General features: G+C 61.8%; 19 protein-coding genes and 1 pseudogene. 9 read left to right on the forward strand and 11 right to left on the reverse strand.

Going from position 1 to position 22,721, the window contains the following annotated elements; translation table 11 throughout:
- Positions 1 to 903, reverse strand: a complete 903-nt coding sequence (locus tag J3P95_RS15540; protein WP_434557683.1) for a LysR substrate-binding domain-containing protein — start codon at positions 901 to 903, stop codon at positions 1 to 3.
- A gap of 167 nt (positions 904 to 1,070) precedes the next feature.
- On the opposite strand from J3P95_RS15540, the gene J3P95_RS15545 reads away from it, so the two are divergent.
- Genes J3P95_RS15545 through J3P95_RS15555 form a run of 3 tightly spaced genes read left to right on the forward strand, consistent with a single transcriptional unit; the run spans position 1,071 to position 3,663 of the window.
- Entirely contained in the window at positions 1,071 to 1,769 is a 699-nt protein-coding gene (locus tag J3P95_RS15545) for a CoA transferase subunit A (protein WP_434557684.1), read from the forward strand.
- Between the two features lie 35 nt (positions 1,770 to 1,804).
- Complete coding sequence (locus J3P95_RS15550) at positions 1,805 to 2,470, forward strand: CoA transferase subunit B (protein WP_434557685.1); 666 nt, start codon at positions 1,805 to 1,807, stop codon at positions 2,468 to 2,470.
- Between the two features lie 11 nt (positions 2,471 to 2,481).
- On the forward strand, positions 2,482 to 3,663 hold the full coding sequence (locus tag J3P95_RS15555; RefSeq protein ID WP_434580641.1) for an acetyl-CoA C-acetyltransferase: 1,182 nt from the start codon (positions 2,482 to 2,484) through the stop codon (positions 3,661 to 3,663).
- A 328-nt stretch (positions 3,664 to 3,991) separates the two neighbouring features.
- On the opposite strand, the gene J3P95_RS15560 is transcribed toward J3P95_RS15555, so the two are convergent.
- Entirely contained in the window at positions 3,992 to 4,705 is a 714-nt protein-coding gene (locus J3P95_RS15560; protein ID WP_434557687.1) for a FadR/GntR family transcriptional regulator, read from the reverse strand.
- Positions 4,706 to 4,998: 293 nt separating this feature from the next.
- Here J3P95_RS15560 and gudD point away from each other — a divergent pair, with 293 nt between their 5' ends.
- Positions 4,999 to 6,342 (forward strand): glucarate dehydratase, encoded by a 1,344-nt coding sequence (gene gudD / locus J3P95_RS15565; RefSeq protein WP_434580639.1) that lies wholly within the window; start codon positions 4,999 to 5,001, stop codon positions 6,340 to 6,342.
- Between the two features lie 79 nt (positions 6,343 to 6,421).
- Here gudD and glgB read toward each other — a convergent pair whose 3' ends face one another.
- From glgB to J3P95_RS15580, 3 genes are all read right to left on the reverse strand, one after another.
- Positions 6,422 to 8,656: a 1,4-alpha-glucan branching protein GlgB gene (glgB, locus tag J3P95_RS15570; protein ID WP_434580637.1), complete on the reverse strand. Its 2,235-nt coding sequence runs from the start codon at positions 8,654 to 8,656 to the stop codon at positions 6,422 to 6,424.
- Between the two features lie 11 nt (positions 8,657 to 8,667).
- Entirely contained in the window at positions 8,668 to 12,012 is a 3,345-nt protein-coding gene (treS, locus tag J3P95_RS15575) for a maltose alpha-D-glucosyltransferase (protein WP_434580635.1), read from the reverse strand.
- A gap of 192 nt (positions 12,013 to 12,204) precedes the next feature.
- Positions 12,205 to 14,202: an alpha-1,4-glucan--maltose-1-phosphate maltosyltransferase gene (locus J3P95_RS15580; RefSeq protein WP_434580634.1), complete on the reverse strand. Its 1,998-nt coding sequence runs from the start codon at positions 14,200 to 14,202 to the stop codon at positions 12,205 to 12,207.
- A 207-nt stretch (positions 14,203 to 14,409) separates the two neighbouring features.
- On the opposite strand from J3P95_RS15580, the gene J3P95_RS15585 reads away from it, so the two are divergent.
- Entirely contained in the window at positions 14,410 to 14,574 is a 165-nt protein-coding gene (locus J3P95_RS15585; protein WP_434557692.1) for a hypothetical protein, read from the forward strand.
- Between the two features lie 66 nt (positions 14,575 to 14,640).
- Here J3P95_RS15585 and J3P95_RS15590 read toward each other — a convergent pair whose 3' ends face one another.
- Complete coding sequence (locus J3P95_RS15590) at positions 14,641 to 15,141, reverse strand: MgtC/SapB family protein (protein ID WP_434557693.1); 501 nt, start codon at positions 15,139 to 15,141, stop codon at positions 14,641 to 14,643.
- A gap of 138 nt (positions 15,142 to 15,279) precedes the next feature.
- Here J3P95_RS15590 and J3P95_RS15595 point away from each other — a divergent pair, with 138 nt between their 5' ends.
- The 3 genes and pseudogenes from J3P95_RS15595 to J3P95_RS15605 all read left to right on the forward strand — a co-directional run bounded on the left by J3P95_RS15595 (position 15,280) and on the right by J3P95_RS15605 (position 16,589).
- The gene (locus tag J3P95_RS15595) at positions 15,280 to 15,516 is read left to right on the forward strand and encodes a DUF3203 family protein (RefSeq protein ID WP_434557694.1); all 237 of its coding nucleotides are present in this window, start codon (positions 15,280 to 15,282) and stop codon (positions 15,514 to 15,516) included.
- A 27-nt stretch (positions 15,517 to 15,543) separates the two neighbouring features.
- Positions 15,544 to 16,026: pseudogene (locus J3P95_RS15600) on the forward strand (aminotransferase class I/II-fold pyridoxal phosphate-dependent enzyme); the annotation flags it as partial.
- A 131-nt stretch (positions 16,027 to 16,157) separates the two neighbouring features.
- On the forward strand, positions 16,158 to 16,589 hold the full coding sequence (locus J3P95_RS15605) for a hypothetical protein (protein WP_434580632.1): 432 nt from the start codon (positions 16,158 to 16,160) through the stop codon (positions 16,587 to 16,589).
- A gap of 30 nt (positions 16,590 to 16,619) precedes the next feature.
- Here J3P95_RS15605 and J3P95_RS15610 read toward each other — a convergent pair whose 3' ends face one another.
- Positions 16,620 to 17,366, reverse strand: a complete 747-nt coding sequence (locus J3P95_RS15610) for an SDR family oxidoreductase (protein ID WP_434557696.1) — start codon at positions 17,364 to 17,366, stop codon at positions 16,620 to 16,622.
- A 98-nt stretch (positions 17,367 to 17,464) separates the two neighbouring features.
- Positions 17,465 to 18,343: a Dyp-type peroxidase gene (locus tag J3P95_RS15615; protein WP_434580630.1), complete on the reverse strand. Its 879-nt coding sequence runs from the start codon at positions 18,341 to 18,343 to the stop codon at positions 17,465 to 17,467.
- A gap of 227 nt (positions 18,344 to 18,570) precedes the next feature.
- On the opposite strand from J3P95_RS15615, the gene ampC reads away from it, so the two are divergent.
- Positions 18,571 to 19,719 (forward strand): class C beta-lactamase, encoded by a 1,149-nt coding sequence (ampC, locus tag J3P95_RS15620; RefSeq protein ID WP_434581190.1) that lies wholly within the window; start codon positions 18,571 to 18,573, stop codon positions 19,717 to 19,719.
- Between the two features lie 37 nt (positions 19,720 to 19,756).
- On the opposite strand, the gene J3P95_RS15625 is transcribed toward ampC, so the two are convergent.
- The 3 genes from J3P95_RS15625 to J3P95_RS15635 all read right to left on the reverse strand — a co-directional run bounded on the left by J3P95_RS15625 (position 19,757) and on the right by J3P95_RS15635 (position 22,654).
- Entirely contained in the window at positions 19,757 to 20,305 is a 549-nt protein-coding gene (locus tag J3P95_RS15625) for a DUF4174 domain-containing protein (protein WP_434557698.1), read from the reverse strand.
- A 135-nt stretch (positions 20,306 to 20,440) separates the two neighbouring features.
- Positions 20,441 to 21,799 carry an erythromycin esterase family protein gene (locus tag J3P95_RS15630; RefSeq protein ID WP_434557699.1) on the reverse strand — a complete coding sequence of 453 codons (1,359 nt, stop codon included), beginning with the start codon at positions 21,797 to 21,799 and terminating at the stop codon, positions 20,441 to 20,443.
- Positions 21,800 to 21,868: 69 nt separating this feature from the next.
- On the reverse strand, positions 21,869 to 22,654 hold the full coding sequence (locus J3P95_RS15635; protein ID WP_434557700.1) for a sulfite exporter TauE/SafE family protein: 786 nt from the start codon (positions 22,652 to 22,654) through the stop codon (positions 21,869 to 21,871).
- Positions 22,655 to 22,721 lie beyond the last annotated feature (67 nt).

Consider the following 22,721-nt stretch of genomic DNA (forward strand, 5'->3'; position numbering starts at 1 on the left):
TTATCGCGCCGACAGCCGAACAGCCAAGTCCTGATCCTTGAACGTATCGAACAACGCCTGGGCCGCGGCCGACAGTTCATACCCCGGCTTGGTCAGCACGCCGATAGCCCGCTCGATCACCGGATCGCTGAGCGTGATGCAGCGCGCGCCCAGCTCGTGCATCTGGCCGACGCACAAGGCCGGCACGGCGCTCACGCCCAGGCCGCTGGCAACCATCCGCCCGACGGTCGCCAACTGATGGCTCTCGAACTCCACCGGCAGTTTCATGCCCCGGGCCTGAAGGTGCTCTTCGAGCATGACTCGCACGGTGGAGGGTCGTTGCAGGGTAATGAACGGATGCTCCAGCAACGCTTGCCAATCGATCTCGGCGAGCTGGGCCAAGGGCGAATCCAACGGCACCACCGCAACGAAACGATCGAGGTACAACGGCGTGAAGACCAGCGACGAACTCTGCAGCGGCTCGAACGCCACGCCCAGTTCCACGTGGCGATCACGAACCATTTCCAGCACCTGCTCGTTGATCACGTCGTTCACCGTGACGTTGACATTCGGGAACCGGGCGCGGAAGGTCTTCAGGATGGGCGGCAGCAGGTTGCCGGCAAAGGACGGCATCGCCGCCAATGTCACGCGACCGCGTTGCAAGGTGAAGCGCTGGCGCATCTCGTCTTCGGCGTTGTCCCAATCGGCGATCAGTCGACGGGCCAAGGGCAGCAGCGATTCGCCTTCCGGCGTCAACGCGACATTACGGGTATTGCGGCTGAACAAACGACCTCCGAGCCCTTCTTCCAGCGCCTTGATGGTCAAGCTCAGGGCCGACTGGGAAAGATGCAACCGCTCGCACGCCACGGCGAAGCTCAGGCTTTGGGCCACGGCTAGGAACGCGCGGATTTGCTTGAGGGTCATGGTGGCTGCGCTCCCAGCGGCAAGCGGTGAGTTTCAAGCTGCAAGTGAATGACAGCAATTATTGAGTTTTATCAATCAATCACACGCAAAAATCAACTTAACAAATATATGACTTGGCGCAACACTGCATTCCATTGCGACCCCACTCAAGAATAAAAGAGGTGTCTATGGCAGGTTTCGACAAACGCGTGAGCTCCTACGAGGAGGCGCTGGAAGGCTTGGAGGACGGCATGACCATCATCGCCGGCGGCTTCGGCCTGTGCGGCATCCCGGAGAACCTGATCGCCGAGATCAAGCGCAAGGGCACCCGAGACCTCACCGTGGTATCCAACAACTGCGGCGTCGACGGTTTCGGCCTCGGCGTGCTGCTCGTAGACCGGCAGATCCGCAAGGTCGTGGCCTCCTATGTGGGCGAGAACGCCTTGTTCGAGCAGCAATTGCTCAGCGGCGAAATCGAAGTGGTGCTCACTCCCCAAGGCACCCTCGCCGAAAAAATGCGCGCGGGCGGCGCGGGCATCCCGGCGTTTTTCACCGCCACCGGCGTCGGCACGCCCGTGGCCGAAGGCAAGGAAGTACGTGAATTCCATGGCCGCCAGTATCTGATGGAAGAATCCATCACCGGCGACTTCGCCATCGTCAAAGGCTGGAAAGCCGACCATTTCGGCAACGTGATCTATCGTCACACCGCCCAGAACTTCAATCCGCTGGCCGCCACGGCGGGCAAGATCACCGTGGTGGAAGTCGAGGAAATCGTCGAACCCGGCGAGCTGGACCCGGCGCAGATCCACACCCCTGGCATCTACGTCGACCGGGTCATTTGCGGCACGTTCGAAAAGCGCATCGAACAGCGCACCGTGCGCAAGTGATCCCCTGCCCCCGGCCCGAATGAAGGAATAACACCATGGCACTTTCCCGCGAACAAATGGCTCAACGCGTCGCCCGCGAAATGCAGGACGGCTACTACGTGAACCTCGGCATCGGCATTCCGACCCTGGTCGCCAACTACATCCCCGAAGGCATGGAAGTCATGCTGCAATCGGAAAACGGCTTGCTCGGCATGGGCGCGTTTCCCACCGATGCCGAAGTCGATGCCGACATGATCAACGCCGGCAAGCAGACCGTCACCGCGCGCATCGGCGCGTCGATCTTCTCTTCCGCCGAGTCCTTCGCGATGATCCGTGGCGGCCACATCGACCTGACCGTGCTCGGCGCGTTCGAGGTGGACGTCGAAGGCAATATTGCCTCGTGGATGATCCCCGGCAAGCTCGTCAAGGGCATGGGCGGCGCGATGGACCTGGTGGCCGGTGCCGAGAACATCATTGTCACCATGACCCACGCGTCCAAGGACGGTGAGTCGAAACTGCTGCCACGCTGCAGCCTGCCGCTGACCGGCGCCGGCTGCATCAAGCGCGTGCTGACTGACCTGGCCTACCTGGAAATCCAGGACGGCGCCTTCATCCTGAAAGAACGTGCGCCAGGCGTCAGCGTCGAGGAAATCGTCGCCAAGACCGCCGGCAAATTGATCGTGCCGGACCACGTGCCTGAAATGCAGTTCGCTGCCCAGTGAGGAGAGATTCGATGCAAGAAGTCGTGATTGTCGCCGCCACCCGCACCGCCATCGGCAGCTTCCAGGGCTCGCTGGCTGCCATTCCCGCGCCGGAACTCGGCGCGGCGGTGATTCGTCGCCTGCTGGAACAGACCGGCCTGTCCGGCGAACAGGTCGATGAAGTGATTCTTGGCCAAGTGCTGACCGCAGGTTCCGGGCAAAACCCGGCACGCCAGGCGTCGATCCTCGCCGGCTTGCCTCACGCGGTGCCGGCCCTGACCCTGAACAAGGTCTGCGGCTCGGGCCTCAAGGCCTTGCACCTCGGCGCCCAGGCGATTCGCTGTGGCGATGCCGAGGTCATCATCGCCGGCGGCATGGAGAACATGAGCCTGGCCCCCTACGTGTTGCCAGCCGCCCGCACCGGTTTGCGCATGGGCCACGCGAAGATGATCGACAGCATGATCACCGACGGCCTGTGGGACGCGTTCAACGATTACCACATGGGCATCACCGCCGAGAACCTGGTGGACAAGTACAGCATCAGCCGCGAGGCGCAGGATGCTTTCGCCGCGGCGTCGCAACAGAAAGCCGTCGCCGCCATCGAAGGCGGGCGTTTCGCCGATGAGATCACGCCGATCCTCATCCCCCAGCGCAAAGGCGACCCGGTGGCGTTCGCCACTGACGAACAACCGCGCGCCGGTACCACCGCCGAAGCCCTGGGCAAACTCAAGCCGGCGTTCAAGAAGGACGGCAGCGTGACTGCGGGCAATGCCTCTTCGCTAAACGATGGTGCCGCCGCCGTGATCCTGATGAGCGCGGAAAAAGCCAAGGCATTGGGCTTGCCGGTGCTGGCGAAAATCAGCGCCTATGCCAACGCTGGCGTCGACCCGGCCATCATGGGCATCGGTCCGGTCTCGGCCACCCGCCGCTGCCTGGACAAGGCCGGCTGGTCGTTGGACCAACTGGACCTGATCGAAGCCAACGAAGCCTTCGCCGCCCAGTCGCTGGCGGTGGCCAAGGAACTGGAATGGGACATGGCCAAGGTCAACGTCAACGGCGGTGCCATCGCCCTGGGCCACCCGATTGGCGCTTCGGGCTGCCGGGTGCTGGTGACGCTGCTGCACGAGATGATCAAGCGCGACGCCAAGAAAGGCCTGGCGACACTGTGCATCGGCGGCGGCCAGGGCGTGGCCCTGGCGTTGGAACGGGGGTAATCGACAACAGGCACAACGGTGGCTGCGCGGACCCACGATATCCGCGTAACCACTGGTGGCAGACCGGCGCAACCTGGGTTGCGCCGGTTTTTTTTTGCCTACACCGAACCCGTGGCGAGGGAGCTTGCTCCCGCTCGGCTGCGCAGCGGTCGCAAAACCGGCTAATGCGATCCGACTGCAGGAATGCAAAGGGCCTGCTGCGCAGGCCAGCGGGAGCAAGCTCCCTCGCCACGGGGGATTCGCCATGGCGCAGAACTCGGCAACCCCTGCGATCGAATGTGAGAGCGAGCCTGCTCGTAATGGCGGTAGTTCAGGCGACGCTGAGACTTCAGGCGCCTGCGCCAAATCGGTCGCGGCTGTTGGTCAGGTGCAGCCACATGGCCGCACGGGCAGCGTCCGGGTCCTGGCGTCTGATCGCGTTGAAAATCGCTTCGTGCTCAAGGTTCGCCAACTGCGCCAGCTTGCCCAGGTCCGCCTGGCCGCGTTCGGCCACATTGACCCGCGTGCGCGGAATCATCGAACTGCCCAAGTGCTGCATGATTTCGACAAAGCAGCTGTTTTCCGTGGCTTCGGCAATCAGCAGATGGAAACGCCGGTCGGCTTCGGCGCAGCTGTCGTTGTTGCTGAGCAAACGCTGATAGTCATCCAGCGCCTGGCGCATCTGCTGCAGTTGCTGCTCGCTGCGACGCTGTGCGGCCAACGCGGCGGCCTGGGTTTCCAAGCCCAGGCGCAATTCCAGAATGCCCCGCACGCCGGCCGCGGTATCGACATTGAGGCGCAGTCCCTGCTCCCCGGTCTGCTCCAACACAAAGGTGCCGATGCCGTGCCGGGTTTCCACCAACCCCGAAGCCTGCAACTTGGAAATCGCCTCGCGCACCACGGTGCGACTCACGCCGTGCTCCCGCACGATGGCGCCTTCGGACGGCAGCTTCTCCCCAGGCTTCAACTGCCCAAGCAAGATGCTCTGGCTCAACTTTGTCACCAAGTCATGGGCCAGGTTGTGGGTGCGTTTGCGCAAGGGCGCTTCGACGTCGTGCTGCATGGTCACTGTTCCTTGAAACGACAGGCTGGTTGCGGAAGCAACCAGCACCACGAACTTGTATGACAAGTGCAACCGTGTCAATCCTCCGGCAGATTCGTCGCTTACGGGGGATTCATACCGACGTTTAATTCGTTAACAAATTTTCTTTTTAAATCAATAAGTAGAAATAATCCTCAAAATAAAACCCTGCCTAAACGCCAAAGCGCTCTTGTCACCAAAAAAAATTGGGTTGTATGATGTCTATCAACATCGTCGCCATGCGACGTCCCGTATAAAAACAATGAGTGGGAACAATGCATACCCAAGACACCCGCAAAGCCCCGATCATCACCAGCATGCAAGTCGTGCCGGTGGCTGGCCACGACGGCATGCTGCTGAACCTCAGCGGTGCCCATGGCCCGTTTTTCACTCGCAATATCGTGATTATCAAGGACAACGCCGGGCACACCGGCGTGGGCGAAGTGCCCGGTGGCGAGCGCATTCGCCAGACCCTCGAAGATGCCCGCTCACTGGTGGTCGGCAGCCCAATCGGCACCTACCAGAAAATCCTCAACAGCGTGCGCCAAGCCTTCGCCGACCGCGATGCCGGTGGCCGTGGCCTGCAGACGTTCGACCTGCGTATCACCATCCACGCGGTCACCGGCCTGGAAGCGGCATTGCTCGATTTGCTCGGTCAACACCTGGACGTACCGGTCGCCGCCCTGCTCGGCGAAGGCCAGCAGCGCGACGAAGTGAAGATGCTCGGCTATCTGTTTTATGTCGGTGATCGCCAGCGGACCGACCTGGCCTACCGCAGCGAGCCGCAGGCTGAAAACGACTGGTTCCGCCTGCGCCACGAAACGGCCCTGGACGCCGATGCGGTGGTGCGCCTGGCCGAAGCGGCCCAAGCGCATTACGGTTTCCAAGACTTCAAGCTCAAGGGCGGCGTGCTCAGGGGCGATGAAGAAATCGAAGCGGTCACGGCCCTGGCTGAGCGTTTTCCCGAAGCGCGTATCACTCTGGACCCGAACGGCGCCTGGTCATTGAAGGAAGCCATCCGCCTGTGCCGTGACCAGCATAAAGTGCTGGCGTACGCCGAAGACCCGTGCGGTGCCGAGAACGGTTACTCGGGCCGCGAGGTCATGGCCGAGTTCCGTCGCGCCACGGGCCTGAAGACCGCCACCAACATGATCGCCACCGATTGGCGTGAAATGGGTCACGCGATTACCTTGCAGTCAGTGGATATTCCACTGGCCGACCCGCATTTTTGGACGATGCAGGGTTCCGTCCGGGTGGCACAGATGTGCAATGAATGGGGCCTGACCTGGGGCTCGCACTCCAACAACCACTTCGATATTTCCTTGGCGATGTTCACCCACGTGGCCGCTGCGGCACCGGGCGATATCACTGCCATCGACACCCACTGGATCTGGCAGGACGGCCAGCGGCTGACCAAGGCGCCCCTGCAGATCAAGGGCGGTTGCGTGCAGGTGCCGAAGAAACCGGGGCTGGGGGTTGAGCTGGACATGGACCAGTTGGCGAAGGCCCATGAGCTCTACAAGGGCATGGGACTCGGGGCGCGGGATGATTCGGTGGCGATGCAGTATCTGATTCCGGGCTGGAGTTTCAACAACAAACAGCCGTGCCTGGTGCGCTGAAGCTCAGAACGCAATCTTTTGTGGCGAGGGGATTTATCCCCTCGCCACAGTCATTATCCACTCAGCAATCTTTGCTGTACTAACCCTCCGGCCGCAAGATCAACACCGCCAACGGCGGCAGGTTCAGTTCCAACGACAGCGCCTGGCCGTGGCTCGGGACTTCCTCGGTGGAGGCACCGCCGCCGTTGCCATAGTTGGAGCCGGCGTAGGTGTCGGCATCGCTGTTGAGCAGCTCTACCCATCGCCCGCCAAACGGCACGCCCACGCGGTAAGCCTCCCGTGGCACTGGCGTGAAGTTGGCGACCACCAGCACCGGCCGGCCATCCTTGCTCCAGCGCAGCCATGCATAGACGCTGTTGACCGCATCGTCGCCAATCAACCACTGGAAGCCCTGCGGCGCATCGTCCTGGTCGTGCAGCGCCGGCTCTTCGCGATAGAGTCGGTTCAGATCACTCACCAGCTTCTGCACCCCGCGGTGCTCGGGGTATTGCATCAGGTACCAGTCCAGCTGCTGGTCGTGGTTCCACTCGCGCCACTGACCAAACTCGCAGCCCATGAACAACAATTTCTTGCCCGGATGGCCCCACATGAAGCTGAGGTAGGCACGCAGGTTGGCGAATTTCTGCCAACGATCGCCTGGCATCTTGTCGATCAGCGAGCGTTTGCCGTGGACCACTTCGTCATGGGAAATCGGCAAGACGAATCGCTCGGACCAGGCGTACACCAGGCCGAAACTCAGCTCGTTGTGATGATGGGCGCGGTACACCGGGTCCTGCTGGATGTAATGCAGCGAGTCGTGCATCCAGCCCATGTTCCATTTGTAGGCGAAACCCAGCCCGCCCTGCTGCGTGCTCTGGCTGACGCCCGGCCACGCCGTGGACTCCTCGGCGATGACCAGCGCGCCGGGGGTTTCCAGCGCGACCACATCGTTGAGGTGGCGCAGGAAATCGATCGCTTCCAGGTTTTCCCGGCCACCGTGGCGGTTGGGCACCCATTCACCGGCCTTGCGCGAATAGTCGCGATACAACATCGAGGCCACGGCATCCACCCGCAGGCCATCAATGTGAAAATGCTTCAGCCAATGCAACGCCGACGCCAGCATGAAGCCGTGCACTTCGGTGCGGCCCAGGTTGTAGATCAGCGTGTCCCAATCCTGGTGAAAGCCTTCCAGAGGGTTGCCATATTCGTACAGCGCAGTGCCGTCGAATTGGGCCAGGCCGTGGGTGTCCGTGGGGAAATGCGCGGGCACCCAGTCGAGGATCACACCGATATTGGCTTGGTGGCAGGCGTTGATGAACGCAGCGAAATCGTCGGGCGAGCCGAACCGCGCCGTCGGCGCAAACTGCGAGAGCGGCTGATAGCCCCATGAGCCGCCGAACGGGTGCTCCATGATCGGCATCAGTTCGATGTGAGTGAAGCCCAGGTCCTTGACGTAGGGGATCAGCCGATCGGCCAACTCGTGCCAGTTGTATTGCCGGGCCACTTCGCCCGCCTCGTCGATCTCGCACTGCCAGGAACCGGCGTGCAATTCGTAGATCGACAACGGCGCGCCTGGCAGCTGGCGCTCACGGCGACTTTGCATCCATTCGTCGTCACGCCATTCGATTTTCAGTGGCGCGGCAACCTTGGACGCCGTGTCCGGCGGCATCTGGGTGGCCAGTGCCACCGGGTCGGCCTTGAGCGGCAGGATGCCGTGGGCGCCGAGGATTTCATATTTGTAGCCCTCCCCCGGACCCAGCCTCGGAATGAAAATTTCCCATACACCGGACGGATAACGGATGCGCATCGGGTGCCGACGGCCATCCCAGACGTTGAAATCCCCCACCACCGATACCCGCCGCGCATTCGGCGCCCAAACGGCGAAACGCACGCCGTCGATGCCATCGACGGTGGTCAGTTGCGCACCGAGGCAGGAACTGAGGTCGCGGTGATTGCCTTCGGCGAACAGGTAAAGGTCCATTTCCCCCAGCAACGGGCCGAAACTGTAGGGGTCTTCGGCGACTTGCTCGCCACCCGCCCACCGGGTGCGCATCAGGTACGGCTGGGCGCGGTCGAAATGGCCGACGAACAGGCCCGGGGTTTCGGTGATCTGCAACTCGCCCAGCTCTTCGTCGCTGTCGCGGGCGAGCACGTGCACGCTCAGTGCACCGGGCAGGTACGCGCGGATGAATTGTCCGCCCGCGCCATCACCATGGGGACCCAGGATCGAAAACGGGTCTTGGTGCTCGGCGCGCACCAGCGCGTCGATGTCATGGGGGGCCGGCAGTAATGACTCTTTGGCCTGCCCCTGGGATTCCTTGTTCGAGACGCTCATGATTCTCTCCACTAAATCGGTCCGGCTAAATCGGAAAAGGGTTGCAACCCACTCAATAACCCGTACAGACCGTGCAACGGCACGGGCAGCCAGGCGGGGCGATTCTCGGCTTCATAAGCCACCTCATAGGCCGCCTTCTCCAGGCCGAACAACGCCAGCGCGGCGTTTTCGCCTTCAGCATCCTTCCACTCATGGGCAAGACTAGCTGCCGCTAGCCGATATGCCTGGACAAATGCCTGGCGGGCCTCAGTCAAATAACGCTCGGCGACCCGTTTGCGCGCCGCATCGGCATCGGCCGTGGTGTCGACGGTGTGCAGTTGGATCGCCATCGCCGCCGCGTAATCGAAGGAACGCAGCACACCGCTGACGTCCTTGTACGGGCTGTGCTTGCCACGTCGCTCATGCAACGGCCGCGCCGGCTCGCCTTCGAAGTCGATCAGGTAGGCATCGCCCTTGATCACCAGCACCTGCCCCAGGTGCAGGTCGCCATGGACGCGGATGCGCAAGCCACCGGCAGCCTTGCCGGCGAGTTCCTGGACATGGGCCAGCACGGTTTTCTTGTGCTCCAGCAAGCGTGCGACCATAGCTTGGTCCGCCGGGTTCAATTGGCCCTGGTTCTGCTTGAGCAGGCGCAAGGCGTTTTCCACCTGGGCGACGACGTCCTTGCCGATCGCCTGGGCTTCCTTGGCGCTGGTGGCCTGCGGCGCAAAGTCCGGGTTGTCGGTGGGCTCGGCGAGTACCCGGTGCATTTCCCCCAGGCGCTGGCCGAGCATGCCGGCGAAATCCTTCAGCTCGCCCAAGGCGTTGTAATGCTGTTCCTGTTCGGACATGGCGTCCGCCAGCTCATCGCGCAAGGCGCGTTCCAGGTTGTTCTGGGTCCATTCCCAGGCGTCGCCCTGATTGCTCAGGTAGCCCTGGGCAATCATCAGCAGCGCATCCTCGCCTTGGGCGTCGCGACGAATCACTGACCCCAGCAGCGGCGAAATATTGCTGAAGCCCGCTGCGGTCAGGTAAGCGCTCATCTCCAGCTCCGGGTGCACGCCGGACGCGACCTTGCGGATCAACTTGAGCACCAGGCTGCCGCCGACCACCACTGAACTGTTGGACTGTTCGGCGGACAGGTAACGCACCTCAGGCTCGGCACCCAGGTTCAGCGCCGCCAGGCCTGCGGTGGGTTCAAAGCGTAATTCGCCATCGGCGCAAGGCAGCACCGTGCTGTCCTGCATCCCTTGCATCACGGCTCGTACGAAGTTTTCCAGGGTGAACGCATCGGTGATCAGCCCGACCTGACGGCCCCGACGGACTCGCGACAAGGCCAGTTGCTGAGGCAGCGCTGGGCCTACTTGGTCATCGGCCAACAGGCCGAAGGGCAACTGATAGCGCAGCGTCTGGCCCGCGCTAGTGACATCGATTTCGCTGAGCAGCACCGGGTGTTGCGGATCGCCGAAGCGCACGCCGTAGACGATGTCGATGTTCTCGATGGCGCTGTCCTTGCCGGCGAACCAGCGGCGGTTCTGCAGCCAGTTCGGCAGGATGCCCTGCTCCAGGGTGGTGCGCGACGGCGCCTCGAGCAATTCTTCCAGGCGTTTTTTCAGTACCACGGTGGTGAAATCCGGCAGGCTCTGGGCAGGTTCCACGTGCCAACTCGGCATCTGGTTTTCCGCCGCCAGGGCGAACCAGTAAAAGCCATACGGCGCCAGGGTCAGGAGGAAATTCAACTGGCCGATGGGCGGGAAGGCATTGCCGCCGAGCATTTCCACCGGGACCATGCCGGCATAGGCCGACAGATCCAGTTCGGCGGCCTGGGAGCTGCGCGATACGTTGGCCACGCACAAGATGATTTCATGCTTGCCGTCCGGCCCGGTGTATTCGCGGGTGTAGGCCAGGATCCTACGGTTGCTCGGCGAGAGCATCTTCAGCGTGCCGCGACCGAAGGCCTTGGATTGCTTGCGCACCGCCAGCATCCGCCGGGTCCAGTTGAGCAACGAATGCGGGTCGCCGGCCTGAGTCTCGACGTTCACCGACAGATAACCGTATTGCGGGTCCATGATCGGCGGCAGCACCAGGCTTGCCGGATCGGCGCGGGAGAAACCGCCGTTGCGGTCGATGGACCACTGCATCGGCGTGCGCACGCCATCGCGGTCGCCCAGGTAGATGTTGTCGCCCATGCCGATCTCATCGCCGTAGTACAAAGTCGGCGTACCGGGCATCGACAGCAGCAGGCTGTTGAGCAATTCCACGCGGCGACGGTCGCGCTCCATCAGCGGCGCCAGGCGACGGCGAATCCCCAGGTTGATCCGCGCGCGACGGTCGGCGGCGTAGTAATTCCACAGGTAATCGCGTTCCTTGTCGGTGACCATCTCCAGGGTCAATTCATCATGGTTGCGCAGGAAAATCGCCCATTGGCAGTTCGCCGGAATCTCAGGGGTCTGGCGCAGGATGTCGGTGATGGGGAAGCGGTCTTCCTGGGCCAGCGCCATGTACATGCGCGGCATCAGCGGGAAGTGGAATGCCATGTGGCACTCGTCACCGTTCAGGCCCTGGGCGTCGACGTCGCCGAAATACAGCTGGGTGTCTTCCGGCCATTGGTTGGCTTCGGCCAGCAACATGCGGTCGGGATAATTGGCGTCGATCTCGGCGCGGATCAGCTTGAGGACGTCGTGGGTCTCGGGCAGGTTTTCATTGTTGGTGCCGTCGCGCTCGATCAGGTACGGAATCGCATCCAGGCGCAGGCCGTCGATGCCCATGTCGAGCCAATAGCGCATCACCGACAGCACGGCCTTGAGCACCTGGGGATTGTCGAAATTGAGGTCCGGCTGGTGCGAATAGAAGCGGTGCCAGAAGTACTGGCCGGCGACCGGATCCCAGGTCCAGTTGGACTTTTCGGTGTCGAGGAAGATGATCCGCGTACCGTCGTATTTGTGATCGTCATCGGACCAGACGTAGAAGTCCCGGGCCTTCGAGCCCGGCTTGGCCTTGCGGGCGCGCTGGAACCAGGGGTGTTGGTCGGAGGTGTGATTGATGACCAGCTCGGTGATCACCCGCAAGTTGCGCTTGTGGGCCTCGGCAATGAAACGCCGCGCGTCGGCCATGGTGCCGTAATCGGGGCTGACGCCACGGTACTCGGCGATGTCGTAGCCGTCATCGCGCCGGGGCGAGGGATAGAACGGCAGCAGCCAGATGGTGTTGACGCCCAGGTCGGCAATGTAATCGAGCTTCTCGATCAGCCCGGGGAAATCACCGATCCCGTCGTTGTTGGAGTCGAAATAGGATTTGACGTGGACCTGATAGATAACCGCGTCCTTGTACCAGAGCGGGTCGTTGATAAAGGCGGCAGACCGGGGTTTCTTGGCCATTTGCAACTCCTGAAGAAATCGATAAAGCCGTTGAGCTGGCTGGCAGGATCCATGTGGCGAGGGAGCTTGCTCCCGCTGGGCTGCGTAGCGGCCCCAAAAAAGGCGATGAGTGCTTCGCACTGGAGCGCCAGCCCGGTCAAGCGGGAGCAAGCTCCCTCGCCACAAAGAGCGATCACTGCAATCGCTTGCGTTTCACGCCACGCTGATCCGCCAAATCCCGAACGGCTGGTACGCCGGGTCGATGCGCATGAATTGGTACTTGCCGTACCAGCTCCAGCGGTGTCCGTTCATCAAATCCTCGCCTTGAGTCTGGGCATCGTCAGGCAGGCCCATCTCCCACAGCGGTAACTCGAAATTGGCTTCCTGGACGTTATGCGGATCAAGGCTCACCGCCACCAGGATGAAATTGCTGCCATCGGGGGTGCGCTTGCCGAAATAAAGGATGTTGTCGTTCCAGGCGTTGTAGATCTTCAGGCCCAGGTGCGTGTGCAATGCCGGATTCTGTCGGCGAATTCGGTTGAGCTGGGCGATCTCGGCAATGATGTTGCCCGGCGCGGTGAAGTCCCGTGGCCGGATCTCGTATTTCTCCGAGTCGAGGTACTCTTCCTTGCCCGGCACCGCCGCCGATTCGCACAGTTCAAAACCCGAGTACATGCCCCACAGGCCCGACCCCATGGTCGCCAGCGCCGCGCGAATCAGGAAACCTGCACGCCCCGCCTCATGGAGAAACGCCGGGTTGATGTCCGGTGTGTTGACGAAGAAATTCGGCCGGTAGCATTCGCGCAGGGGCGATTCATTGAGTTCGGTGAAATAGGTCGCCAGCTCGGCCTTGGTGTTGCGCCAGGTAAAATAAGTGTAGCTCTGGGAATAACCGACCTTGCCCAAACGCGCCATCATCGCCGGCGTGGTGAACGCTTCCGCCAGGAACATTACTTCAGGGTATTGCGATCGCACATCGGCGATCAGCCACTGCCAGAACGGCAAAGGCTTGGTGTGGGGATTATCGACGCGGAATATCTTCACCCCTTCGTTGACCCAGCCCACCACGATGTCGCGCAGCTCCAGCCACAGGCTGGGGATGGCATCGGCGGCGTAGAAATCGACGTTGACGATGTCCTGATACTTCTTCGGCGGGTTTTCCGCGTATTTGATCGTGCCGTCCGGCCGCCAGCTGAACCAGCCCGGGTGCTGCTTGAGCCAAGGGTGGTCCTGCGAACATTGAATGGCGAAGTCGAGGGCGATCTCCAGGCCATGGTCGGCGGCAGCGGCCACCAGGCGGCGGAAATCTTCGCGGGTGCCCAACTGCGGATGAATCGCCTCGTGCCCGCCCTCCTCGCTGCCGATGGCATACGGGCTGCCCGGATCGTCTGGACCCGCGGTAAGGGAGTTGTTCGGCCCTTTGCGGAAGCTGCGGCCGATGGGATGGATCGGCGGGAAATACAACACGTCGAAGCCCATGTCCTGGATCACCGCCAGGCGCGAATGAACGTCATTGAACGTGCCGTGGCGGCTGGCATCATCGGTGATAGAGCGCGGAAACAGCTCATACCAACTGGCGAACTCGGCAAGTTCACGCTCGACGTCCAACGGGTACTCGGGACTGATGCTCAAGTAAGGGCGATGATCGGCCAGGGACATCAGGTCGGCGCTGCGGGGCTCGAGGAACAAGGCGACCTGCTCTTCCGGCAACAGGCCTGAAAGCTCATGGTGCAGCGCGGTCAGCTGTTCCCTCAGTTCGCCATCGCTACGCTCGGCGGCCTGCTGCACGTAATTGCGGCCTTCCTGCAGCTCGAGGCTGATGGGCACCCCGGCGGCGTATTTCTTTTGCAGCTCGTAACAAAAGCTGGCGAATTGATCGAGCCAGGCCTCGATGCAAAACACGTAGCGACCCTGGACCGGCGCATTGAACTGCCCACTCCAGCTGTTATTACCCAGCTCGGCCATGACCTCGCTGTTCCATATCTCATCTTCCAAGGCCCGCCAGCGGATCCGCACGGCCAACTTGTCGTGGCCATCGGCGAACACCTTGCTGGTCACCGTCACATCCCGCCCCGCCAGGGCCTTGGCGGCAAACTGCCCGCCGTCGATCACTGGCATGGTGTTTTCAATTGCAATACGTGGCAACAACAAGGCCTGTGACAACAGCAAATGTGGGTTGTACACCCGGTCGGTCGGCTGTTCGGCAGTCATCGAGCATCGCTCCTTTTACGCCCCATGGACGCGCTTGTGGCGGAAAGGCCCAACGGGTCCCTGATTTAACTCACTTAAGCTCCGAACCGGACCGGCGACCAAAAGTTCAGCGAGATTTACTGGCCGGCTCCGGGGAATCAAATCCGTCGAGTCATGGTCAACCCAACAAGCACGACTCAAGCCACATCCCCTCCGGAGAGCCGCTCCATGAGCATTCCCATCCCAGCCGAAACACCCGATCCGAATATCGACGACCCCAACCTGCCGCCACCGGGTCCTGAACCGGAGCCGATTCCAGAAAAAGACCCACCGCTCGACCCGCAACCGCCTCTGGGAGATCCGCCGAGCGAGGCGCCGCCGGAGCGGGTGTGAAGTAGCCTAGTCGCAACTCAGGAACGACGTGAAACCTGCCGGAGCGTCAAGCCAGGAAGACCTGGCTTACACCTTGTCGTCCTTTTCCAACGCCCGGACAATCATCGGCATCACGCTGAAGATCGCCAGCGCTAACACCGTGCTGAGTACTGCCGTTGCTTCGCGCCCCAACCCGGCAGCGACGCCGATGGCCGCCGTCATCCACAGGCCGGCGGCGGTGGTCAGGCCCTTGACGTGACTTTCGTCGCCATCGGCGTTTTTCAGGATAGTGCCGGCGCCGAGGAAGCCGATGCCGGCCACAACGCCCTGGATCACGCGGCTCATGGCGTCAGCCTGGGAGCCGGACATCTGCGGCACCAGCACGAACAGCGCAGCCCCCAGCGCTACCAGCATATGGGTACGCACGCCCGCGGCCTTGCCCTTGTGTTCACGCTCGAACCCGAGGATGCCCCCTAGCAGTGCAGCCATCACCAGACGCACCGTTACGCGGGTCATTTGCTCGGTATCGGTGATGTCGGCGAATTCCGCTTGCAGGGTTATCCAGACCTCATCCCACCACGATTCCATGGACCTTCCTCTTTCGTGTCGATAAATGATGGACCACAAGCGGGGCCAGACGTGCCCGCCCCCGACCGCTGATCAGCCGCAACGAACCCTGCTGATCCTCAGGCGCCTAACGATCAGGTATCAGAAAGGAGCACCTCCATGACTGTGCATATCGATGAAAACCAGACCTGCCGTTTCGAGACGCCCAACCTCCAGGAACAGCGTCCGGCCAGCGAACTGACCATCATCACCGACCCAGAGAAAGCCATGTCGGCTGTGGAACTCAATAGCGGGCGGTTCTACTTGACCGAAGCGGAGGTAAATGCCTTGACCGTGGCCGGGGCGGCTGACGGTCGCCAGAACTTGAAAGCGACAGACAGTGACTCGGTGATCTGAATCACATCGACGGCTCCGAAGGGCTGGTGCGGCTCGTTCGACAAGCGCCTGGCCCCGGGCTATCGCATCGGCTGGGTCGCCGCCGGGCGCTATGCGCGGAAGATCGAACGGCTCAAGCTCATGACGTCGTTGTGCGCCTCGATGCCAGCCCAGGCCGCCATTGCCGACTACTGCAACACGGTGGCTACGACCGTCACCTGCGCAAATTGCGCTGCACTGGAAGAGCAGCAAAGCGCCATGCTCGCTGCCATTGCCCGCTACTTCCCGGCCAAGACCCGCGTGAGCCAGCCGGGGGGCGGCTATTTCCTGTAGCTGGAACTGCCGGAGCAGATCGATTCGCTGAAACTGTTCCAGGTGGCCCTGGCGCAGGGCATCAGCATTGCGCCGGGACCAATCTTTTCAGCGACCGGCGTTTCAGCAATTGCATTCGCTTGAACTAATGGCAGCCCGTGGACTGAAGTCTCAGAAAAGGCCATGGAGACGTTGTGGCGGATTATTCGCTCGTTTTGAAACAAGTGAAACTGCCGCAGAAAACCGTAACAACCTGTCAACTCTGACAGTAGATGACCTGGCCTTGGCCGAGTAGTTTGGGCTCACTGGCCCACCGATACGGGTTAGGTCCTTACTGTTTGGAGAAGACGATGAACTACTCGCAAAAGTTTGAGAATAACGACCTGGATGGCTGGGATAATCCCCAAGCCTCCCCCAGAATATTAAAGGATGGCCACAACCATTACATTGCCCCAGCCAAACTGGAGGTAGACACCAGCTTGTTCTTTTATAAAACATTCACCCCAGCCGTGCCTCCAGGCACCCTTATTGAGATGAAGTTCAAGATCAAAGTACCGGAGGGGGAAAAAGTCACCCAACTAGCGTGCGGGCTCATGAAAACAACCACCCGCGTTGATTTCCCTAACATGCCGAAGTCAGATGGCAAGTGGCATGAATATAAAGGTGAATTCACTGCCGATGCCTCCGACGCGAATATTTTTTTTATCTCAGCAACTCATGAAAATGCACAAATGAAAGACATTGAGACAGGAGTCGACGAGATCTTCATCACTTCAACATAGGCTTATCGATAGGGCAGTGAGAGGACAGCCTCAGCGCCCGCCGCCCAGGTCCACAAACGTCCCGGTCGCATACGAAGCCTTGTCCGACAGTAACCAGATAATCGCTTCGGCCACTTCATCAGGGCGTCCGCCCCGGGCCATGGGAATCGCCGATTCAAGCTTGCTGACCCGATCCGGATCGCCGCTGAGGGCGTGGAAATCGGTATAGATGTAGCCTGGGCGGACCGCGTTGACGCGAATGCCTTCGCCGGCCACTTCCTTGGAAAGTCCGACGGTGAAAGTATCCAGCGCCCCTTTGGAGGCCGCGTAATCCACGTATTCCGCCGGCGCGCCGAGGCGGGCGGCGACTGACGAGACGTTGACGATGCTGCCCCCCTGCCCGCCATGCCTGGGCGACATGCGCAGCACCGCATGCTTGGCGCACAGGATCGGCCCCAACACGTTGGTCTTGAGGATCTTGAGAATGCGGAACTCGGACATTTCATCGAGTCGGGATTTGTGCGCAACCGTACCGGCGTTGTTCACCAGTGCGGTGACACGCCCTAACTCGGCGTCAACGCGGTTGAACAGGCCGACCACCTCGTCCTCGATACTCACGTCGGCCCGTACCGCGATGGCCTGCGCGCCCTTGGCCCGGACCTGTTCAAGTACGTCCTGGGCGGCATTTTCGTCGGTTTGGTAATTGATGCAGATCCGGTAGCCAAGGTCGGCAGCCAACAGCGCCGTGGCCGCCCCGATCCCGCGCCCGCCGCCGGTGATGACGATGATTTTATCCACGCTGCCTCTCCGTTCCACGCAAACACGTCGAGCCCAAGAATAACGTTCACCTGCGTTTTTGCACAACGCGGCCCGCTTACCGGGCCGCGGCACCCGCCCTAGCGTACGAGTGCGCGCAGGTCCAGGCGACCGTCCAACAGCGGCGGGCACCAATAATAACCGCCGGTAATCGGTCGGCTCATGCGGTATAAACCGTCGGTGATACCGTCCTCCAGCCCGCTCATGCGACGCAGTTGCGCCTCGAAGGCGTCGAGGGAGAAACCGAACGCGAGGAACATCAGGCCAGCGCGATCGCCTTCGATCCAGGGCATGGAACGGCGCACGACGAAAGCCTCCGGGGCGAAGCTTTCCTGGGCCGTGCGCTTGACGTGGGCGGACTCCGGCGCGTCTTCGATTTCTTCGTTGTCGCTCAGGCGACGGCCCATGATGTTGTCACGCTCATGGGGCTGCATCGCCGCGAAACCATCCAGATCATGTTGCCACTGCTGGATCGCGGCAAAACTGCCACCGCGCAGCCCGTCGTTGCCCTGGGCCAGGGCGGCGGCGATGGCCGCTTCGTCATGGGGGTTTTCGGTGCCATCTTCGTAGCCGGTCAGGTCGTGCCCGGTCATGTGGCGGAAGGTTTCGTTCATCTGCACCAGGCGCAGGGCCGGTGCCAATGCTGCTTCGATGGCGCGACTGCGGTGCAGCAGCTCGCCCCGGTCCTCGCCGTGCAACCAGCACCAGAGCGCATGCTGGGTCGACGGGTTGTCGACGCCCACACCGGCCAGCGCGGGAAACGCCCGCAAGCCTTCGACTTGGCCGCCCAGCGCCTGGACCAGCGACTCGCCAAAGCCAACCACCGCGCGGCCATCCAATTGAAGCAGCAATTTGTCGAGCGCAGCCGGCAGTGCCTCGACCGACTCCAGGGCAAAAAACAGATGACGGGCCTGAGGCGGAACAGGGGTGGCGAGAATGCCGGGCTGGTAGTAACTCATGGGAACTCCTTTGGAAAGAGCCGCGAGTTTACCCGGCGGCCGCCGCTTTGTGTGGTTTGGCTTGAGGCCCGTCACTTTGAGCCATAAAGCTTTTTCCGTAGGAGCATGCCCACCGCGCTGTCGGACCAGTCGGAAACAAGCCCCTGCCCAACCGCTACTATTTGCCGCGTAGCGGAAAACGCCCTAGATTGACCACCCTCAAGGAAGGCCAACGAGAGCGGTCCATGATGCAAATTGCCAAATCGATACTCGCCGGGACGTTTTTTCTCGTCTGCGCAACTGCTCCGGGGTTCGCCCAGGAGCGCATTGAAGAGACGGTCAACGCCGTGATCCAGCCGCTGATGAAACAACAGGACATCGCCGGCATGGCGGTGGCGATCACCCGCAACGGTCAACGCCAGTACTTCAACTATGGCGTTGCTTCCAAGGACACAAAAAAAGCAGTCACCGACCAGACCCTGTTCGAAGTCGGCTCGATCAGCAAGGTCTTCACCGCGACGCTTGGCGCCTACGCCCAGGCCCAAGGCAAACTGTCCCTGACGGACCCCGCCGGCCGCTTCGCCCGCGAGCTGCGTGGCAGTGCCTTGGAAAGCATCCGCCTGCTCGATCTCGCCACCTATACCGCGGGCGGCCTTCCTTTGCAGTTTCCCGACGATGCCGACCGACCCGACCGCATGTTCAGTTACTACCAGAGTTGGAAACCGCTCTACCCGGTCGGCACCCAGCGGCTGTATTCGAACCCGAGCATCGGCTTGTTCGGCCATCTGGCGGCCCGCAGCCTGGGCCGAACGTTTGACGAGGCGATGGAACAAACGTTGATGCCCGGGCTGGGCCTCAAGCATAGCTACGTGCGGGTGCCGCAGGACCAACTGGGCCGATATGCCCAAGGCTACGCAAAGGATGGCAAGCCCGTGCGGGTCGGCCCCGGCGCGATGGATTCGGAGGCCTACGGGGTGAAGACCAGCTCATCGGACCTGATTCGTTTCGTCGAGGCCAACCTGCAACCTGAAAAGCTGGACGCTGACCTCAAGCAAGCCATCGCTACGACACAAACAGGTTTCTACAAGGCCGGCGAAATGACCCAGGGGCTGGGCTGGGAGCTCTACCCCGCCCCGTTCACCCTGGAGAACTTGCTCGCCGGCAACACGCCAGGGATGGCCCTGACCCCGCAAAAAGTCGAACCGCTCGAGCCACCCCGCGCAGCGCCGGACGGGGCCTGGATCAACAAGACCGGGTCTACCAATGGTTTCGGTGCGTACGCGGCGTTCGTGCCCGGGAAGGATGTGGGGATTGTGATGCTGGCGAATAAAAACTACCCGATCGAAGAACGGGTGAAGGCCGCGCATCGGATTCTGATGGCGTTGCAAGAGCAATGAGATCCCCTCACCACAGGGGACCTCGTCGCTCTTGGAATCAATCCTCCAACGCTTTCGGCGCAGCCGCAGGCTTGGCTGCCTTGCCCGGCTTCGCGCCTTTCGCCTCTTTGGCCGGCTCAGGTTCCGGCGCCGGGGGTGGCGCCGGAGGGGTCGCTTCTTTTTCCGCTGCGGGGAGTTTATCGACGGTGTCGAACAGCTCCTTCAATTCGATCGCGCCCGAATGCTCAAGCTTCTTTTCCCCGTCCTTGCCCACCAGGATGATCTTGGTCTGCGCACCGGCCCCCAGTTTGAGAGAACGAATCAGCGCCATGGTGCTCTGCGGATCAAGGTCCTTGCCGTCACGCTGCCCGATGGTATTGAGCACGGTGTAGAGCACCAAGTTGCGCTCGGAAAAACCCTGCTTGCCCGCCGGCTCATCCAAGGCTTTCTTCAGGCTTACCCACGCAGGATCGACGGAGCTGGGCGCGATGACGATCAGCGGGCGAGACTTGCCGACTTCCGCCACCAAGGGTGAATCGCCATCGGCGGCGAACAGGGGGCCGGCGATGGCCAGCAGGGTAGCGAAGGTCAACGACCGAATAAGCATGCGCCTCTCCTTTTGATATTTACGCTGTACTGATTGCACATGGCGGCGATTGTTCCGCGAGAGTCGCCCGATACGCAGCTGCCTGCCCTGAAGCTTAGGCGACCGGACCCATAGCGCAACCGTGACACCAGGCGTTCATAGGCCGAACGGAAAAGTATCTTCCTCGTGTTCCGGCGGGTGAGGCGCTGGTAACGGCGTGACGGCTTCGGTCTGTTCGAACCAGAGCCAGGCATCGAATTGTTCGGCCAGCACTGCCTCGAAATAGTGGCTCTGGCGTTCGGTCTCGGGGCGGTAGATCACACCGATGGCGCGTTCAAGCAGCGGCTCCGACAACGCGTCCAACAAGTCTTCGTCGGGCGCGGTTCGCCAGTCGGTCAGCGATGCACCCACGCCTGCCAGCAAAAACTCCCGCTCCCAACTACCGGCCAGCGCTGGCACGACTTGCTTGATTTTCATCGGCGCGTCCCAGTCATCGGCCGCCGCCACGCTGCCATGGTCGGTGCCCATGCCCAGCAACACTGCGCCGCGACCATAGGCCATGCGGCACAGCTGGCCAATGTTGAACTCACCTTCCCAGCCCATGCGCGTCGCGGCGGCATTGCCGATGTGGGAGTTATGCGCCCAGACCACCGCCTTCGCATCGGGCCCGCGATGGTCCAACAGGCTCTGCAAGGTGTCGAACATATGCTTGTCGCGCAGGTTCCAGGACGATTTGCCGCCACGGTACATGGCGCGGTAGTACTGTTCGGCAGCGCGCACGACGCGGGCGTTCTGGACGGCACTGAAGAATCCTTCGTCATCCTTGATCAACGGGTCGAGGCGCTCGGCCAGCAAGCTGTTGAGCTGCTCGACCACGGCGTCTTCGCACGTCGCCAGGTTGCCGCGTTCGGTGAAATGGCCGTACAAGGCCGGATCGTCGTGCCACGGCGTCAGGCAGCCATAACGGTGTCGGGCGTCACGGGACAGATGTGGATGGCTCTTGTCGAGGTAATCGAGCACCTCGTCGATGGAATGCCGCAGGCTGTAGACGTCCAGGCCGCGGAACTCCACGCGTCGAGCGGCAGGCTGGTCGAGGTTGTGGTCCCGCAGCCAACGAACGAAGGCTTGGACGTCGCTGTTGCGCCACATCCAGCTCGGGAAACGGGCGAAGGCCTGCTGTTTCCAGGCCGAGGGGCCGAGGTCGCGGACGCAACGGTCGACTTGCCCGGCATCGGGCCAGTCGGCTTCGACGGCGACAATGGCGAAGCCGTGATGCTCGATCAGATGTCGGGTGATGGCGGCGCGGGTGCGGTAGAAGTCGTGGGTGCCGTGGCTGGCTTCGCCGATCAGTACGACTTTGGCGTCGGCGAAGCGATCGAACATCTGGCCAAAGGCCGGGCTGTCCTCGGCGGGCAGCGGCTCGGCGTGATGACGCAAGATGTCGGCAATGTCGCTGCGCGGTTCGGCGCGACGACGGCGTAGGCGTTGCAGCAGATCTCTGGCTGGGCTGTTCATGGATCGTGGCCTCATCAGTACCTGGTTTACAGGTATGACTATCGCGACATCCGCATGACTCCGAGCAAATCAGAACGCCAGTTTGACGCCGATCAGCGCCAACATCACCGCCAGGCAAGGGCGCAGGAGTTCGTCGGAAATGCGTCCCGACAAGTGGCTGCCCAGGTAGATGCCCGGCAACGAACCGATCAGCAGAAAGCCCAGGATGTGCCAGTCCATGTTGCCCATGCTGGCATGGCCCAGGCCAGCGACCAGGGTCAGCGGCACGGCATGGGCGATTTCGGTGCCCACCAGGCGCTTGGTGACGAGGAACGGATAAAGGATAAACAACGCGACGGTGCCCAGAGCGCCAGCGCCGATGGAGGTCAATGCGACCATCGTGCCCAACACCAGGCCGGTGATGACGGTGAGTACATTGAGCCGCGAGCCGCTGGGGTTGTAATGGCCGCCGGCGCGGTCATGGGCGAATTGCAGCAGGCGTTTCTTGAACAAAATCGCCAGGGCGGTGGCGAACAGCACAAAGCCCAGGGCTTGCTTGATGACCGCGTTCATCGCGTCGGGCGATCCGTCCAGGCTGCTGAGAAACCACAGGGTCAGCCCGACCGCCGGCACACTGCCAAGGGTCAGCCAACCGGTAATCGCCCAGTCGATATTGCGATTTTTGGCATGGACAAGGACGCCGCCGGATTTGGTGATTGCCGCGTACAGCAGGTCCGTACCCACCGCCGTCGCCGGGTTGATACCAAACCACAACAGGATGGGGGTCATCAGCGATCCGCCACCCACGCCGGTCATCCCGACGATGAAACCGACCACCAGGCCCGCTACGACTAAACCGACATTACCGAAATCCATCAAACCCGTCTCAGCGCGACCGCGTGAAAAATCTGGCCGCGAGCATAGCGATTTTTCTTATAACTCC

The sequence above is a fragment of the Pseudomonas sp. Z5-35 genome (assembly GCF_051131945.1).
GTDB lineage: Bacteria > Pseudomonadota > Gammaproteobacteria > Pseudomonadales > Pseudomonadaceae > Aquipseudomonas > Aquipseudomonas marvdashtae.